Annotated in this window: 11 protein-coding genes and 2 pseudogenes; 7 read left to right on the top strand and 6 right to left on the bottom strand. The window is 35.8% G+C overall.

The window, feature by feature from the left end:
- Positions 1-290 precede the first annotated feature (290 nt).
- Positions 291-1,169, bottom strand: a complete 879-nt coding sequence (locus JO40_RS08055) for a hypothetical protein (RefSeq protein WP_044978889.1) — start codon at positions 1,167-1,169, stop codon at positions 291-293.
- A gap of 137 nt (positions 1,170-1,306) precedes the next feature.
- Here JO40_RS08055 and cobU point away from each other — a divergent pair.
- From cobU to JO40_RS08030, 5 genes and pseudogenes are all read left to right on the top strand, one after another.
- Positions 1,307-1,857 (top strand): annotated as a pseudogene (gene cobU / locus JO40_RS08050) (bifunctional adenosylcobinamide kinase/adenosylcobinamide-phosphate guanylyltransferase).
- Positions 1,854-2,630, top strand: coding sequence for an adenosylcobinamide-GDP ribazoletransferase (gene cobS, locus JO40_RS08045; RefSeq protein WP_044978888.1), 777 nt, complete (start codon positions 1,854-1,856; stop codon positions 2,628-2,630). The pseudogene cobU and the gene cobS overlap by 4 nt, the downstream one beginning before the upstream one ends.
- Before the next feature lie 72 nt (positions 2,631-2,702).
- Complete coding sequence (locus JO40_RS08040) at positions 2,703-3,293, top strand: histidine phosphatase family protein (protein WP_044978887.1); 591 nt, start codon at positions 2,703-2,705, stop codon at positions 3,291-3,293.
- 142 nt (positions 3,294-3,435) lie between these two features.
- Positions 3,436-4,344, top strand: a complete 909-nt coding sequence (locus tag JO40_RS08035; RefSeq protein ID WP_044978886.1) for a hypothetical protein — start codon at positions 3,436-3,438, stop codon at positions 4,342-4,344.
- Between the two features lie 3 nt (positions 4,345-4,347).
- A complete protein-coding gene (locus JO40_RS08030) occupies positions 4,348-5,202 on the top strand; it encodes a GNAT family N-acetyltransferase (RefSeq protein WP_044978885.1) in 855 nt (284 codons plus the stop codon).
- Positions 5,203-5,229: 27 nt separating this feature from the next.
- Here the strand turns inward: JO40_RS08030 and ispH are convergent, their stop codons facing one another.
- The 4 genes and pseudogenes from ispH to JO40_RS08010 form a co-directional block, all read right to left on the bottom strand.
- Positions 5,230-6,099, bottom strand: a complete 870-nt coding sequence (gene ispH, locus JO40_RS08025; protein WP_044978884.1) for a 4-hydroxy-3-methylbut-2-enyl diphosphate reductase — start codon at positions 6,097-6,099, stop codon at positions 5,230-5,232.
- A 23-nt stretch (positions 6,100-6,122) separates the two neighbouring features.
- Positions 6,123-7,260, bottom strand: a pseudogene (alr, locus tag JO40_RS08020) (alanine racemase).
- Positions 7,261-7,537: 277 nt separating this feature from the next.
- Complete coding sequence (locus JO40_RS08015; RefSeq protein ID WP_044978883.1) at positions 7,538-9,112, bottom strand: glycoside hydrolase family 57 protein; 1,575 nt, start codon at positions 9,110-9,112, stop codon at positions 7,538-7,540.
- Positions 9,099-9,806 (bottom strand): DUF4912 domain-containing protein, encoded by a 708-nt coding sequence (locus JO40_RS08010; protein ID WP_044978882.1) that lies wholly within the window; start codon positions 9,804-9,806, stop codon positions 9,099-9,101. Before JO40_RS08010 ends, JO40_RS08015 begins: the two co-directional genes overlap by 14 nt.
- A gap of 248 nt (positions 9,807-10,054) precedes the next feature.
- Between JO40_RS08010 and flcA the strand changes: the two genes are divergently transcribed.
- Together flcA and JO40_RS08000 are read left to right on the top strand one after the other, a co-directional pair.
- On the top strand, positions 10,055-13,354 hold the full coding sequence (gene flcA, locus JO40_RS08005) for a periplasmic flagellar collar protein FlcA (protein ID WP_044978881.1): 3,300 nt from the start codon (positions 10,055-10,057) through the stop codon (positions 13,352-13,354).
- A gap of 42 nt (positions 13,355-13,396) precedes the next feature.
- Positions 13,397-14,155, top strand: a complete 759-nt coding sequence (locus JO40_RS08000) for a hypothetical protein (RefSeq protein WP_044978880.1) — start codon at positions 13,397-13,399, stop codon at positions 14,153-14,155.
- Positions 14,156-14,177: 22 nt separating this feature from the next.
- Here the strand turns inward: JO40_RS08000 and thrS are convergent, their stop codons facing one another.
- Positions 14,178-15,935 carry a threonine--tRNA ligase gene (thrS, locus tag JO40_RS07995; protein ID WP_044978879.1) on the bottom strand — a complete coding sequence of 586 codons (1,758 nt, stop codon included), beginning with the start codon at positions 15,933-15,935 and terminating at the stop codon, positions 14,178-14,180.
- Between the last annotated feature and the right edge of the window lie 210 nt (positions 15,936-16,145).

The raw sequence follows: 16,145 nt of genomic DNA, 5'->3' as shown, positions 1-16,145 counted from the left end.
AAACGCGCAAAAACCGGCTATAAAAAAAATTATTGGTACACTTTCTAAAACGAGAGAAAGAAGAGGAATACGTCCGATAGTAAAAAAATTAGTATTTATAAAGCCGAAATATACAAGGGTATCGGTTAAAATCGAAATATACATCAAAAACACGCCGAGCACAAAAAGAATCATTGAAACTTTTTTTGTTTTGCTCCATACTATAATTCCAAAAAAAACGGACGGCGGCACCTAGAAACAGTTTTACAAACAATAAAATAGGATAACCTTCCGATAAAAATTTAAGCAAATCATTCATTATTTAACCCTTCATTCCGTAGTTGAGTTTTAAGGAAATTCTCAAGCTCGGTGTATATCCTTATTTTCGGCAATATCGACGGAATAGTAAAATAAGGAGACAAAAGAATATGAGAATCCAAGGCATCCTTAAAAAAAATCTCATATTTTTCTTCACTCAATTTTGGAAAAAGATAGCAGCCATCAATATTCCAAAACATGGAACATAAGTCTTTGATTCGCTTATAAGATTTTATGTTCTTTGCAAGCTGCTGTTTTTGCTTTTTTCCTCTAGCTGAATTTATCAATTCTGCATCCGAAAGCTCGCTTTCATATTCCCACAATTTAATAATTCTTATCAAATCAAAAAAAGCCTTAGCTAGTACTTCTTTTTCGGCTGCAGAAACAGCACAGGATAAAATAGGAAGAGCATCTTTAGAAACCGCAATTTTTATTGAAGTGCAAAACGGAGGATTAACAAAAAAAACTTTTTTTTTCTTTAGGTTTTCAGACGAGGGTAAAAAAGGTTTCCAAATATTTTCCATCATATAAGACTCAAAATCGGATTTCTTATCTTCCGTTTCCAAAAACGAAAGGGCATTGCTCCATTCCGAAAGGAGGTAAAAATGAGGGTGCTCGGGGAAAAGGGAATTTAAGGCCTTTTTAAGCCTGTAATCGCCTGAAGAAGGCAGGAAGGCATTTAAGCCCTTATCTATACTCTGTTTAAAAACTAAAGGAGCTTGATTTTCCCTTCTACCCAAAATTGACATTCCTCCGTCAAGGTACATATCCAAAAGTCTTACGCTTTTTTCGGTATAAAGATAAAAGCCCCGTGCTCTTTTTACATTCCCATATCGGTTTCTTACTTCATCATAAAAATTCATTATGTTCATTTTCGCAAAAAAAAGCTCTTTATACAAGAGGCTAGGGAAAAATCACTAGAAAGCCTTTTTAAAATCGAGCTCTCTAAAATCTGCCATGAGACATTTTATCCTCTTAACATTTTCCTTTTTTTTGATATAATTATCTTATGATAACACTTATAACCGGAGGATCAAGGAGCGGAAAATCGGCTTATGCCGAAAAACTTTTAGATAGCATAGATGATGTTGTTTATATAGCCACTGCCGAAATCTATGATTCTGAAATGCAGGAAAGAGTAAAAAAGCATATTAAAAGACGCAATCCAAAATGGCGCACCTATGAGGGATTTTTAAATTTAGAAAAGGCCGTCAAAGAAGAAAAATATTATTTACTTGACTGCATAACAAATTTAATTTCGAGAGTTCTTTTTCAAATAACAGAAAAAAAAGAAAAACCCTGCGAAGAAGATATTCAAAAAACAATCGAAACATCCTTAACTCAAATCAAAAATCTTATTTTAGAAATAAAAAAATAAACGGCTCCTTAATTCTTGTAACCAATGAGGTCGGCTCTTCTATTGTACCTATGCATCCCGTGTCAAGAGCTTTTTCGGATATTCAAGGAATAGTAAATGCAAAAATTGCCGAACTCGCCGATGAGGTCATTCTCTGCGTTTGCGGTTTACCGATAAAAATAAAAGACGGAACATCAATATGAAAGGTTTTATTTTAGCTTTGCAGTTTTTTACACGTATTCCAATCAACATAAACATAGACTTTAACGAAAAAAATATTAAAAAAGCTTTTTATTTTTTACCTCTTATAGGAGGACTTATTGCCTGCATTGTGCTTTTTCCAATCTACTTTCTTCCGCAAAAATATCTTGAAATATCGGCATTCTTAAGTCTGCTCCTATATTTATTTTTAACAGGAAGTATACACCTTGACGGGGTCGGGGACACGATAGACGGTTTTTTTTCTGCAAGAAAAAAAGAGAAAATATTGGAAATTATGCAAGATCCGAGAATAGGAACCTATGGAACAATAGGGCTTAATGTCTTTTTGCTCCTTAGATACATAAATTATTCTACCATAATGCCTGATGCAGGGCTGCTTATAATAGCCGGAATAACTTCGAGGCTTGCAGGATTAGGCACGGTTGTGTTTTCAAAACCGGCAAAAGAAACAGGACTTGGCCTACTCTTCCATAAGTCGGCATCAAAGTTTAGTTTTTTCTTTTGGCTGCTCCTAGTATGCTTCTTATCTCTTTTTACGCCGGAGATAGCTGCTTTTTCAAAAATGCAAGGATCATTTGTTTTAACTGAGCGCATAAAATATTTGCTTTTTCCCTTAACCGTATTTATTCTAACATTTATCATAATAAGAATTTCATATAAAAAAATAGGCGGCACGACAGGTGATGTAAACGGTCTCATTGTAGAATTAACGGAACTTGCAGTTTTAAGCTCAAGTTTTTTTATTTCAAATTAAATCAAAAAAAACGGCGGACAATGCTCACATTCAAAAACAGGAATTTTTGGAGGCAATACGTAAGGATAGAATATGAAAATAGTTTTTATAAGACACGGAATAACGGTAACAAATAAAAAAAAGGTATTCAGCCTGGATAACAGCCCCTTGGCAGAAGAAGCCTATCCTATGCTTGATCTTTTAAAACCTAGATTAAAAGAATTTAATTCATTTAAAGTTTATTCAAGTCCCTTTAAAAGGGCATTACAAACGGCCGAGTACTTAGGATTTAAAAATATTCAAACCGATAAAAGGCTACAAGAATATAACTTCGGTATTTTTAAGGGCTTAACATTTGAAGAGACGCAAAAAAAATATCCTATTGAAGCAAAAAACTGGATTGAAAACAACGATATCTCAGCTCCGCCTGAAGGCGAAACATCCTTTGAACATTTTAAAAGAACTTCCGACTTTTTAGAAGAGTTAGCCTTAAAAGACGAGGATAGCATAATCGTAACCCATTACGGTACAATAACAATGGCTTTAGCTTGGGCATTGGATAATTTTTCTTTAAGAAATAAATTTGCTCCTAAAAATTCAGCAGTCAGCATCTTAGAAATCTTTTTATCCGATAATAAAAATGAAATTACTTATAAAGGCATTGAAGTTTTTAACGGATTTTAAATACGATAATGATAAAAAGGATAATAACATGCAAATAAAACTTATAGATTTCTACATAAAAAACGGCTTACACAATATTGAAGATTATAACATATATTGTTATGGAATATTAAAATAAAAAACATAAATAGTATTTTTAATTATGAAAGAAAACATTAAACCCGATACAATTAAAGACCTTCTCGATTCACACCTTAAAAACGATAAGTTTAAAACCCTTGAACCGGTTCAACTGGAAGATCATACTTACACGGATTTATTTAAGGGAATAACCGGCGGCAATGAAACTTTTGCGGTAAAATTACGGCAGAAAACGGAGAGTATTAAAAATTCAATTAAATATTTAAATGCTTTAAATGACAGTGAAGACTTTATTTTAAAATATAAAAACTTTATTGAAACTGACGATTACTATATTTTTATAAGCGAATGGCTTGAAGGTTGTCAGCCTACCAAAACCGATAGATATCTGATAAAAGATTTTTTTAAAAAACTTGCACGTTTAAATTTAAATAACACATCTTCATCTTCTTTTTCTTCAATGTATTTGGACGGTAAAAGCTATCCTTCAATTGAAGAAATGATAAATGCGGAAGCCCTTCCCTATCTTGAAATATACAGAGGCAAACATGATAAAAAAATTATTAAAAAAAATATTGAAAATTTAAACCTGGGCCTAGGCTGTATTATCCTTGAAGACATGAATACGGGAAATATGCTTAAAACAGAAAAGGGCAGCTTAAAAATAATTGATGCCGAACATATTACTTCCGGTTTAAATTTATATCAATTTGAACATATAAATATTTTAGGCTTAAATAAAAAAGAATGGTATAATATTACCGATGAAGCAAAGGAAGTTTTAAATACATATTTTTCCGAAATAGGCGAAAGTAAAAACAAAGCGTTTTTACAAATAAAAGCCTTTGCAATTTTAAGCTTTTTACGTGAGCTTTATTTTCAAGTTTGGCAAAAACAAAAAATAGACTATTCCCAAAAAGATAGAATTTTTGATATAATATTAAACTGTGGGATTGAAGAAGTTCTTTAAATCATGAGCATAAAATCAATAAGTCTTACCGATAAAATTATTTCTCAAAAGGAAGTAAAAGACTTTCTTCAAAAAGCTAATCTTAACCAAAAAGGAAATCTAATCGGCTTATTCGATAAAGAAAAGATAATCGGAGCAGGATGTCTTTACATAAATTCTTTTCATCCATACAGGGATTATATAAATATTTATGTAGATAAAGATTATACAAACAAAGGATTGGGAAGCAGGCTCTTGGAAAAATTAAAAGAAAAATCGGATAAAAAAAGATTTCAAGTTATGTGTTCTTCAGATAAAGAGGAGCTAATTCAATTTTTACTTAAAGAAGGTTTTGTTTTAGCCCGCAGGTCATATAATTTTGATCTAAAAAAAGAGGCTCAAAATATTTTTTTGTCAAAGGAAACTTCCGGCGAATTTAAAAATATGAAGATAAAATCTCTTATAAATTTAAATTCAGCCGAAAAAGAGGAATTCAAAAAAATATTTTACTTTAATTATGCCGATACACACAAAGAGATAAACCCGCTCAATAAAAATATAGATATAAAAGAATTTTCAAATGAAATTTTAGCCGATTGCGATCAAGAAAAATCTTCATGTTTAATTTTTAATAACGAAGTATCAGCCTATGTAATAGTTTATATGGAAAATCTTCCTGAAATCGGCTATCTTGGCGGAAGGACAGTAGAAGAAATCGAAATATATCTAAATTATTTTCAAGTTATAATCAATAATTTATTAACTTCTTACAAGCAAATTTATTTTGAAATAGATGATACCGATTATTATGCCTTTCCTCTAATGACGGCCTTGCAAATCAACTGTAAAGAATCGTATAATACTTATATCCTTGATTAAGTTTAAAAATAGACTAAAGGCTTATTTTTATCCCTCAAGTAATTTTTTTTCTACCTCATCGATTATAAAATCGGGAGTTGATGCCCCGGCAGTTAAGCCGACTACGGAGTAAGAAAAAATTTCTCGAGGTATTTCGGAGGCATCTTCGATTAACCATGAAGGCTTTTGTGTATCAACAGCGGTTTGAAAAAGCCTTTTTGTGTTTGCCGAGTTTTTTCCGCCTATAACTAAAAGTGCATCAACTTCATAGGCTAATTTTTTTAAAGCTGCCTGCCTATCAGTAGTTGCAGGACAAATCGTATTAAAAACTTTTAAATCGGAAATTCTTTTCTTCAAAGCGGAAGCTATTGCCTCATATTCCGATTCCTTAATCGTCGTTTGAGCAATTAAAACGGCAGTTCCGTTTGTACTTAAAGAAGGAGGTAAATCTATTAAAGCGGCTTCTTCTGCATTTTGAACAATTAAGCATTTTCCTTCCGCATAACCTGCAATACTTATAAGTTCTCCGTGGTTTTTATCTCCGGCTAAAATAACAAAGGCCTCTTCGGAATGTTTTTTTGCAAGGGCCTGACTTGCCTTTACTCTAGAACATGTTGCGTCTATCACCTTAGCCCCGCTTTTTTCAAGCTCGCCTTTTTTTGACGGAGAAATACCGTGAGCCCTTATTACAATAACGGAATCTTTATAGTCTTCATCTCCGGTAAAATCTTCAGTATCAAGAATTTTTACACCCATTTGCTTTAGCCGTAACATTGTAGAAGGATTATGAATCAATGGTCCGAAAGTATAAATGCCGAATTTATTTTCAGTATTTTCTTTAGCTATTTTAAGAACCGTATCAACGGCTCTGCGTACTCCGGAACAATAACCTAAAACTTTTGCACGTTTTACAACCATAAAAACCGCCTGCACAAAATAATTTATTGTATGGTTTCATCAATAAAAATACGCGGAACTCTTTTGTTTATATCGCATGTCAGCTCGTAGGGAATAGTTCCGGCAATTTTTGCAAGATCTTGAGCCGTATTATTTTTAGGATGTTCTTTTGAAACAGGGCCGAAGATACAAACCTCATCCCATCTTTGAACCCATGGAGAAGCACCTATATCTATCATACATTGATCCATACATACGCGTCCGATAATCGGGAAAAAATCTTTTCCTATTCTCACCTTTAATCCGCTAAGAGAGCGCATGAGACCGTCTGCATAGCCTATAGGAAGAGTTGCAACAAAGGTTTCTTTTTCGGATGTCCAACATCTATCATAGGAAACGCTTGTATTCTTTTCAATTTTTTTGATAAGAACCACCTGTGTAACAAGCTCCATTACAGGCTTTAAATCTATTAAGGCGTTTAATGATGGAGAAGGAGTATAACCGTAAACCAAGATTCCCGGACGCACCATATCGAATTGAGCTTCGGGATATTGAAGAACAGCCCCGGAATTTGCAGCATGGACTAATCCGGGATTAATCCCCGCTTCTTTTATTTCTTTTATTGAGTCCTTAAAAACCGAAATCTGTTTTTTGTAAATTCAATATTTTTTTATCGGTAGAATCCGAAACGGCGAAATGCGTACATACGCCTTTAAGTTCAAGATTTTCTGCACGGTCTATCTGTACTGCAAGTTTAACGGCTTCCATAGGCGAACAGCCTATCCTGCGCATTCCGGTATCTATTTTAAGATGAACGCCTGCCTTTTTATTCAGTTTTTTTGCAAAGCGGTTTAAATCGTTTATAAATTCTTCATCGATCACCAAAGGTTCAATATCATATTTAAGAAGTTCAGGAATTTCTTCAAGAATAGGAAGACTTAAAGAAATAATAGGAGCTACAATACCTGCATCTCTTAATTCTACGGCTTCTTGAACGGATGCAACGGCCAAATAAGAAACACCGGCTCTTATCGCTGCAACCGCTACCCTCACTGCCCCATGCCCGTAAGCATCGGCTTTAACCGGAAGACATATCTTAACATCTTTGTTAAGTCTTTTTTTTATCTCTTTAACATTGTATTGTAAGTTATCCAAATGGATAATAGCCTTTGTCGCTCTCATAAGAATATTTTATACATTTATAAAGTTTTGTTCAATACCGATGGAAATCGGACATCCGTGCCCGATTTCCATCTTAGAGTTTGTATCAATTCTGCCTATGCAGAATTGAACTTCGAGTTTTGCCTGAAGGCAAAACATCGACAGGAGGTCGATTACTGTAGACTATTGCGATGTTTTTCAAAGCTTGTCTTTGAAAAACTCGGTGTCAAATGCGTACAAGGACGTACGCATTTGACATAACCACCGCCATCCATGGCGGTTGGGGAATGTACGCCCTTTATTTTTTGCGGCTAAAAATACGGTAGTTAATATCTTTAAATAGAGGATATTTATTTTCGCGTTCGGAAAGCCATTTTGCATCGGGAGAATCTGCCCCAAGAGCTTCATAGGCCGCCGTAAAAGAATTGACGTGTTCTACAAATCGTCTTTCGGCAAAATCCTTAAGCTGGGGATTATTTGCATAAAGGGGCCAATACATAGACTGTAAAAGAAGAACTTCTCTTGCAGCAGCGTTTAAAACGCGTTCTTTTAAACTGCCGTCTGCAGGAAACATTTCAACAAGTTCTATCATCCTTTCTGTAATCTTGACAATATATCTATACATCCAATCATTTTTTTTTGTTAAAAGCTCGTCTGCATAACCTGATTGCAAGAAAGAGGAAAAAAAAGGCCTAACGGTATAAAGCTGTTTAGATAGATTGGCGGCAGTAGAAGGCAAAATAGACTTTACCTCAGAATTATCATTTATCAACCTAAAAATATGTTCAAGCCAGATAATACCTTCGCACCATTTTTTACCGAAAAAATCCGATGAAATAGTCAGGAGGGAAAAAGGCGACTCACAAACCTTTGTTTCTTTAACAGCTCTTAGAGATTCCACACGGGAGTTCACATAAGCTTCGGCATCTGAGTAAATTTGTGCATGGGCTTTATGTATGTCATAAGGAACGTCTTCTTCCTTTGACCAGTAGCGGAAACCTATTGCACGCCTTCCTTTTGAAGCATCAAAAACGGAAGCCAAATACTCTTCGGATAATTTAAAACCTACATCATTTTCTACATCAATATAAATTTTATTTTGAGGAATGGAATCGGTTTCATCATAAATATATCCGCAAGCACAAAGATCGCAAGCCAAAAATTTTAATCCGTTTTTTGAAGATGCTGCCGAAAAAACGCCGGTAGGAGGAATCTTATCCGAAAGCAAAAATGCTTTTGAAGACACAACCGTATAATCATAGCCGTAGCTTCTGATAATATCATCCAAGCCTTCAAAATATGCCATAGAAGGCAGCCAAAAGCCTGATGAAACAGTACTAAAATGTTTGCGGTAATTTATCTGTCCCATTTCAATTTGTGCAGCAATGGCTTCAGGCATATTTAAAAAAAACGGTAAGAAGGTATTCGTTGCAGTTGTAGCTAATAATTCTACATAACCCTTACGGGCAAGATAATCAAATTGTTTTAAGACATTTCCTCCGCAATCTTCAAAAATTCTTTTGTTATCGCTAAAATGCTTTAAATTATATTGAATCAGTTTTTTTGTTTCTGCACATTCCGCAAAACGTTCAAGCTCTTTTTTTGCAAACTCGATTTTACTCTGAATATTAAGGCGGTATCGATCTTGCAAAACTTTATCGGCAAGCATGTCGCACAATGCAGGTTCAAAGACAGCTCCGATTTTAAACGGAACATTCTCTCTCATTAAATTAGAACACATTTTCAAGATAGGCAGATATAAATAAGATAGAGCATTAAAAAGCCAATCTTCTTCTACAAGGCCTTGCTCAGATTCATTGCGTACATAAGGCAAATGTGCATCCAAAATAAAAAGCAGATTATAATCTTTCAACTTTCGGCTCCTCTTTTCCCCTAAAGGCCTGACGATAATTTTTAAAATGATGTTTTTTTAATATGGAAATTCCTGAAAGATAGACAGGAGAACTTACATCATTGTCAAGAATACATAAATTATTAGGAATATTTTCCCGTTTAAGTCTTATAATATTTGAGCTTGCCAAAACAATAAAATTATCTTCAAGTTTACGGGCACATAATTCTACCCTTGTTACCGAATCTTCAAAAGAAAGATAAAAATACCTGTTTCTATCGGTTTCTTCCACATCAATATCAAAATAATCATAGGCTTTTGATAAATTATCCTCAGAGAACAAAAGGACTCTCAAAAAGAAAGAATCGAAATCGGGATCATTTATAATATTTAAAAATTCAGGCTTATAAAAATCCCAAAAAACAAATGCCCACATAGGATCTCTGAGTAAGGCATGAATTTCGGTTTTATTATATGAAATCACCAAATCGAAATTATAGTTGTCGTCTGCTTGATCATCATCTAAAAGGAAATCGTCACCGGAATAATTTTTGAGCTTATTATAAGATACTTGAGTATCTTCATTTATTTCCAGAAGTTCTTCAATTATTAGATTTCTGCATAACCCAGCCGGTACAAATATGCCGTAATCATCGGCAATTTGTAAAAGCTCATCCATTGAAACGGATTGTAAATAACTTTTTGATAAATTCACACATTTCCCCTAAATCAGCGGATTTCTCCGCCAAACAACCACTACTAAATTATGCCATCATAATGCAAAAAAGCCGTTATGTCAAGAGAAGCAAACTATAAAAACAACTTTTTAACGGCATCATATTAAAATTATCGGCATTCATATTTAGTTTTTGAATACATTGAAAAAAAACTCCTTTTATGGTATAAAATAATAATCAAGTTAAGTAAAAATAAGCCGAAAATAAGGGGGGGAGGCCAGCTCAAATGCCCAGTATAAAAGAGCTTGAAAAATTTAAAAATCAACTTCTCACAATAGCAAATGAACCCGAAATTACGGCTAAATGGGGCGAAAGACGTGAGGAAATTCCTTTACCCAAAGAAATGCCCATTCCTGACGTAAATGTTGACGATCTATTAGATTTCAAAGAAGACGAAATTTCACCTGAACAGGAAACAAATGACTCTCGGGAATTTGAACCTATTGAAACTCTTCCGCTTGACGGAGATAAAAAAAATGCTGCCTCTCAGGACTTTGACACTATGCTTTCGGATCTGGACCTTGAAGGGGCGGATTTACCTGATAATATAGGGAACTCAGACGAGTACGGCCTTGATGTGCCTGAGGCCTTGCTATCCGGCTTAGGCGATATGGTCGAAGATGCCAGAAAAACCGACGATAAAACAGACGAAATTTTTCCTGAATTTGATACGGATTTTGCTACACAGGAACACCCTTTAACTCCATTAGAAGGGACCGGCAAACCTGACATAGAAAATATAGCCGATTTAGATGACTTAAACGGTTTAGATGACTTAAGTACCGAAGAAACAGGACTTGAAGAAGTCACAGATGAGGAACCTCCGCCTTATACGGAAATAGACCTTTCAAATGAAGACTTTTCAGACATTGAACCGATTGATAACACAGAAGACAGAAGCTCATCTTTAAAACAGTCTGATTTAGATACAATTTCGTCAGATGAAGCCGGTGATTTAGAAAGCATAGACTTATCGCCTGAGGCTGATGAACTTGAAAGTATAGACTTATCCCCTGAGGCTGATAACTTAGAAAGCATAGACTTATCTCCTGAGGCTGATAACTTGGAAAGCATTGATCTATCTCCTGAGGCTGATGACTTGGAAGGCATAGACCTGGCCCCTGAGGCTGATGAACTTGACAGTATGGACATGTCCCCATTATCGGGAAAAGCCGACAGAATTAATCCTTCTTTTTCACAAGATAATCAAGAAGACTTTTCAAGTTTTTCCGGATCATCAGAGCCGACTGCCCCATCCTTGGGCGAATTTTCTACGGGGAAAGACTTGTACGATACAGAAGAACCGGGTACAGCTCAAGAAGATTCACCTCAAAGCGCAGGTTTTACCGACATAGATATTCCCGAAATAGATGAACATACGGCCTTTGCCATAGACGACAATGTTTTAAACACGGAAATGGGCGGGGGCATGGATGATTTTTCGGTTCCCGAAAGTTTCGTTCAATTTTCTCCCGATAAGAGTTTTAAAGCCTTTGAATCAAGAAAAGCCATAGACGAAGAAACCTATGAAGGAAAAATACCTCTTTCCATTTCGGAAGAAGATTACGATCATCTAATAGAGAGAATTTCTTCATTCCCTCTCAACTTAAGAATAGAAATTGAAGACTATTTAGTTAATGTAGACGATTCCGAATTAAACAAGATGGAAATAGTTCACTTAATTGTAAGTGATGTTTCTCTAAAGCGCATAGTCAATAAACTGGAAGGCATATTAGACAAGTCCATTCCTATTCCACGCGGGTTCGATAAAAAATCTTATGAAGAATATGAAAAAGAAAAAAGGAGCTTAAAGTACCGCTTTGTACATAAGATCTTACCTGCAGCAATTTTAACCGCCGTAGCCCTAGGTTTTATCTTTTCGGTTTTTGTGCTGGTATGGCAATTTATATACAAACCTGTTGTAGCCGAAGGCTTTTATAAGGAAGGTATCAGCTATATAGAGTCGGGTCAATATCAAAAAGCTGTCAAGAGCTTTGACGAAGCAGGAACTTATAAGAAAAAACGAAAATGGTATTTTAAATTTGCAAATGCCTTCCGTCAAAAAAAGCAGTTTCTATCAGCCGAAACAATTTACGAAAGGCTTTTATCCGACTTTAACCATGACCGGCAAGGCGGTATAGAATATGCAGATATGCTGAGCACCGATTTACGCAATTATGAAAAAGCCGAAAAGGTTCTCAAAAGAGGAGTCCTTGACTATCACATAAACGACCAAAGTGCCCTCGTGGCTTTAGGCGATGTTTACTTGGATTGGGCCGATGAAGACTTCTCAAAATATGAAGATGCCCGAAAAACCTATGCAAGCCTTATAAACCTTTACGGAACTAAAGATGTATTTTCAGGAAGAATGATGCGTTACTTTATCCGTACCGATAATTTAGCCGAAGTTTTACCGTTAAAGGATTATTTTTTAAACAAAAAGCTGCCCGATGAAGACCTAATTGAACTTAGCGGTTATCTTCTCGAAAAAAGATATGAGCCTAAGCCTACCGATTCTGAAAATCTGATAGGAAAAATAGAAGACTTACGCGAGCTATTGGAAAAATCCATAAAAAAAAGCCCCGAAAGTCCTGAAGCCAATTATAATATGGGACGATTCTTTTTACATAACAAAAAAAATGAAGCAGCCAAGGATTATCTTGTAAACGCAATAAACCTCTACGAAGACAGCATAAAAATGACACCAAAACGCACTATCAGGCAGATAGATGCAATGCGTCTTTACGGAGAACTCATAGCAGAGGACAAGTTGTATAACGAAGCCCAAGAAATTTACGCAAAAGCCTTAGCAAAATACGAAGCTTATACAGCTCAAAAAGGTATTTACCCGTCTCCTGTTATCGGAAAACTTTATGCAAACTATGGAGATATTTCTTATTTTATAGCCGGAGATTATGATGAAGCCTTGGATGCTTACGAACATGCAGTAAGAGAATTAAACAATACTCCCTCAATTCAGTATAGAATGGGCTATATTTATTATCAAAAGGAAAACTACTCGGATGCAATGAAGGCTATGACTTTAGCCTACAGTGAAAAACCTAACGATAGAAACCTTTTATACGGATTTGGAAATGTCTTGTTTAAATATACAAATTATTTTGCAGCTCAGGCTTACTATGAAAGATTGATGGAGTTATTGGAAGCAGAAAAAATAAGGAAAGGAATTGTCTTTCCGCAAACCCGTGTTGACCATGCCGAATTTGTCGAAGACTATATGCACACATCAAATAACTTAGCAGTTGTATTAAACAGGATAGCCGTTCAAAACGGAGATTCCAATAAAAACGGAAGAGCTATTTCCTTATTTGGAGAATCGACAAGAGCTTGGGACGCTCTAAACCGAAACCCTGAAACTATGATTCGGGCAAAAACGATAAACCTTGCTTATGCAAATATCCAAAACATGGTAAAACCGCGTTCGGCATTTGTACCCGAAATTTACACTGATATACCGAAAACCCTTGAAAACGAAAAAATTCTACAACAAACTGAAGACAGATAAACTAGGAGATTTATAGCCGAAGAAAAAAAATCGGAGAGAATTATGATCAAAAAAACAAACTTATTTTTTTTCATATTACTTATAATGTGCTTAAGTTTTAATATCTATGCTCAAGAAACGGAACCAAAACAGGAATCTGAACAAAAAACCGAAGAAGTAAATGAGGCTGATCAAGCAAAAGTTCTAACTAATGTTCCTTCAGATTTCGGTTTTTACTTCGGCACGGAAATAATATTTTCCAGCCTAAAAAAACAAGCTGCCCCTCCCATAGGTACAGCCTTAAATCTAGGGGCCGAATATGAATACAAGGGCATAAGAGCGGTAAGTATAATACCCTCCTTGGATTTTTCTCTTTTCCATTATTCTCTTTACAAAGAAAAGGCCTACATTTGCGAAATAGAAAACAGGACGGCTCTTACAATGAGCTTTTTAGTTGATGTTCCATTTTTAGCACGATTTGACTTAAACCCTTGGACAATCAGCATAGGAGGAGGGCTTGCTCTTTTTATGCGTTTCGGCTTACTTGAACCCGGAATAAAGCCTGAGGAAACAGGAGCTGAAGGATTAAGTGCAGTAAAAGAAACAAAGGAAATAAACAAATATTTTTGGCAAAAAGGGCGCTTTATTTATCCCTCATTACGTTTTAAAACCGAGTACACTATGACATCAGGCTGGAAGGCAGGTGTGCAGCTAAAAGCCTACCTGCCCATATCAAACCTTTGGGATAATCTAAAAAATAAAAGCTCAGACGGTTTAATTGTTCAGGTAGGAATAGTCCTACATCCCGCAGTCAAACGATAGGTAAAACTTTTTTATTCTTCCCCTATTCTGCATCAATAGCAAAAGAATCAACCTTATCTTTTAAAAATGAGATAAAGTCATCCAGACTCATAACCTTTTGTCCGCCCTTTCGCATTCTGACTGCAACGGAATTATTGTCCATTTCGCTTTGACCTACAATCAGCTGATAAATGACCTTTTCTTCTTGGTGTTTCCGGATTTTAGCATTCATTCGGTCCGTTCCGATATCGGCAATAACCCTAAAACCTTTTTCGTCCAAGATTTTTTGAACCTTTTGAGCGTACTCATTAAAGGCGGGAGCTACAGGAACTATAACCGCCTGCACAGGGGCAAGCCAAGGCGGCAAAATACCGGCACAGTTTTCTATTAAAATTCCTATAAACCTTTCCAGTGAGCCTATAACTGCCCTATGCAGCATTACAGGATGATGCTTATTGTTGTCATCTCCTATGTACTCGGCATTTAGTCTTTCTGCAGACGGAAGCTGATAATCCAGCTGTATGGTTCCGCACTGCCATTCACGGCCGAGGGCATCAATTAAAGTAAACTCCAGCTTAGGTCCGTAAAAAGCGCCCTCACCTTCGGCAATTTCATATTTAAGGCCGGCATCTGCACAAGCATCAGAGAGAGCCTTTTCTGCCCTATCCCATGTAGCATCATCCCCTACCCTCTGCTCGGGACGCGTAGAAAATTTAACAAGAATTTTATCTTCCTCAAAGCCGAAATCTTTGTACATACTTTTTAGCAATTCACAGAATTTTGAAACTTCAGCCGAAGTTTGCTCTTCGGTACAAAAGATGTGGGCATCATCTTGAACAAACCCGCGGACACGCATTATACCGTGTAAAGAACCGGAAGGTTCATTTCTGGTACAAGAACCGAATTCGGCTAAACGAAGGGGTAAATCTCGGTAGCTTTTAATTCCCTGTTTAAATATCTCTACATGGCCGGGACAGTTCATCGGTTTTAAAGCAAAAAGCCTTTTTTCGCTTTCGGTTATAAACATATTTTCTTTATACTTAGCCCAATGGCCTGACCTTTCCCACAAAGAACGGGGCATAACAAAAGGAGTATGCACTTCAAGATAGCCGTCTTCCTTTACGCGTTTCCTTACATAGTTTTGCACGGTCAAATAAAGAGTCCAGCCCTTAGGATGCCAAAATATTTGCCCGGGATTTTCTTCGTCTATATGAAATAAATCCATTGCCTTTCCGATCTTTCGGTGATCCCTTTTTTCGGCTTCTTCAAGCATAGCCAAATACTCTTTTAAGTCATTGGGTTTTTCCCAAGCCGTACCGTAAATTCGGGTAAGCATAGGTTTTGTTTCATCTCCGCGCCAATATGCTCCGGCTATTTTCATAAGTTTAAAACCTTGAGCATTTATGTCGGCCATCGAGCAAACATGAGGGCCTCGGCAAAGGTCGGTAAACTCACCCGATCTATAAATACTTATCTCTTCATCATCTGACAAACCGTTTATAAGTTCAACCTTAAAGGGCTGATCTTTAAACATTTCAAGAGCTTTTGCGCGGCTTATCACTTCTTTTTCAAAATTTGAATGGGTCGATAAAATTTTACGCATTTCTTTTTCGATTGCAGGTAAGTCATCATTATTTATGGGACGAGGCAATTCAAAATCATAATAAAATCCGTAATCGATAGCCGGTCCGATAGCAACCTTCGTTCCCGGAAAAAGTTTGACTACGGCTTCAGCCATAACATGGGCAGTACTATGCCTTAGAGTGCTTAATTTTTTTGACTTTTCTTGTAAAGTTGACATATTTTTCCTCCATTGTGCTTACAATGGTATTGTTAATTTTAAAAAAAAGCTATATACTTGCTACAGCTTAAAAGAAATATTAGAATACCTAAGTTAGTATACTCTATTGATTAGACTTGAGTCAATAGTGATAATGTATAAACTAATGAAAAAGAGAAAAAATGCCGATAATAGATTGAGGTTTTCTTAATCTAAAACGGAGGAATTTAA

This window comes from Treponema putidum (genome assembly GCF_000755145.1).
GTDB lineage: Bacteria > Spirochaetota > Spirochaetia > Treponematales > Treponemataceae > Treponema_B > Treponema_B putidum.
The sequence above is the reverse complement of the archived record's forward strand: the minus strand, read 5'-3'. Positions and strand labels throughout refer to the sequence as shown.

Bases quoted from the DNA above. Each gene is read 5' to 3' on its own strand.
- JO40_RS08000 (WP_044978880.1), top strand. From the start codon at position 13,397: ATGATCAAAAAAACAAACTTATTTTTTTTCATATTACTTATAATGTGC.
- ispH (WP_044978884.1), bottom strand. From the start codon at position 6,099: ATGGTTGTAAAACGTGCAAAAGTTTTAGGTTATTGTTCCGGAGTACGC.
- JO40_RS08030 (WP_044978885.1), top strand. From the start codon at position 4,348: ATGAGCATAAAATCAATAAGTCTTACCGATAAAATTATTTCTCAAAAG.
- cobS (WP_044978888.1), top strand. From the start codon at position 1,854: ATGAAAGGTTTTATTTTAGCTTTGCAGTTTTTTACACGTATTCCAATC.
- thrS (WP_044978879.1), bottom strand. From the start codon at position 15,935: ATGTCAACTTTACAAGAAAAGTCAAAAAAATTAAGCACTCTAAGGCAT.
- JO40_RS08055 (WP_044978889.1), bottom strand. From the start codon at position 1,169: ATGAACATAATGAATTTTTATGATGAAGTAAGAAACCGATATGGGAAT.
- JO40_RS08040 (WP_044978887.1), top strand. From the start codon at position 2,703: ATGAAAATAGTTTTTATAAGACACGGAATAACGGTAACAAATAAAAAA.
- flcA (WP_044978881.1), top strand. From the start codon at position 10,055: ATGCCCAGTATAAAAGAGCTTGAAAAATTTAAAAATCAACTTCTCACA.
- JO40_RS08035 (WP_044978886.1), top strand. From the start codon at position 3,436: ATGAAAGAAAACATTAAACCCGATACAATTAAAGACCTTCTCGATTCA.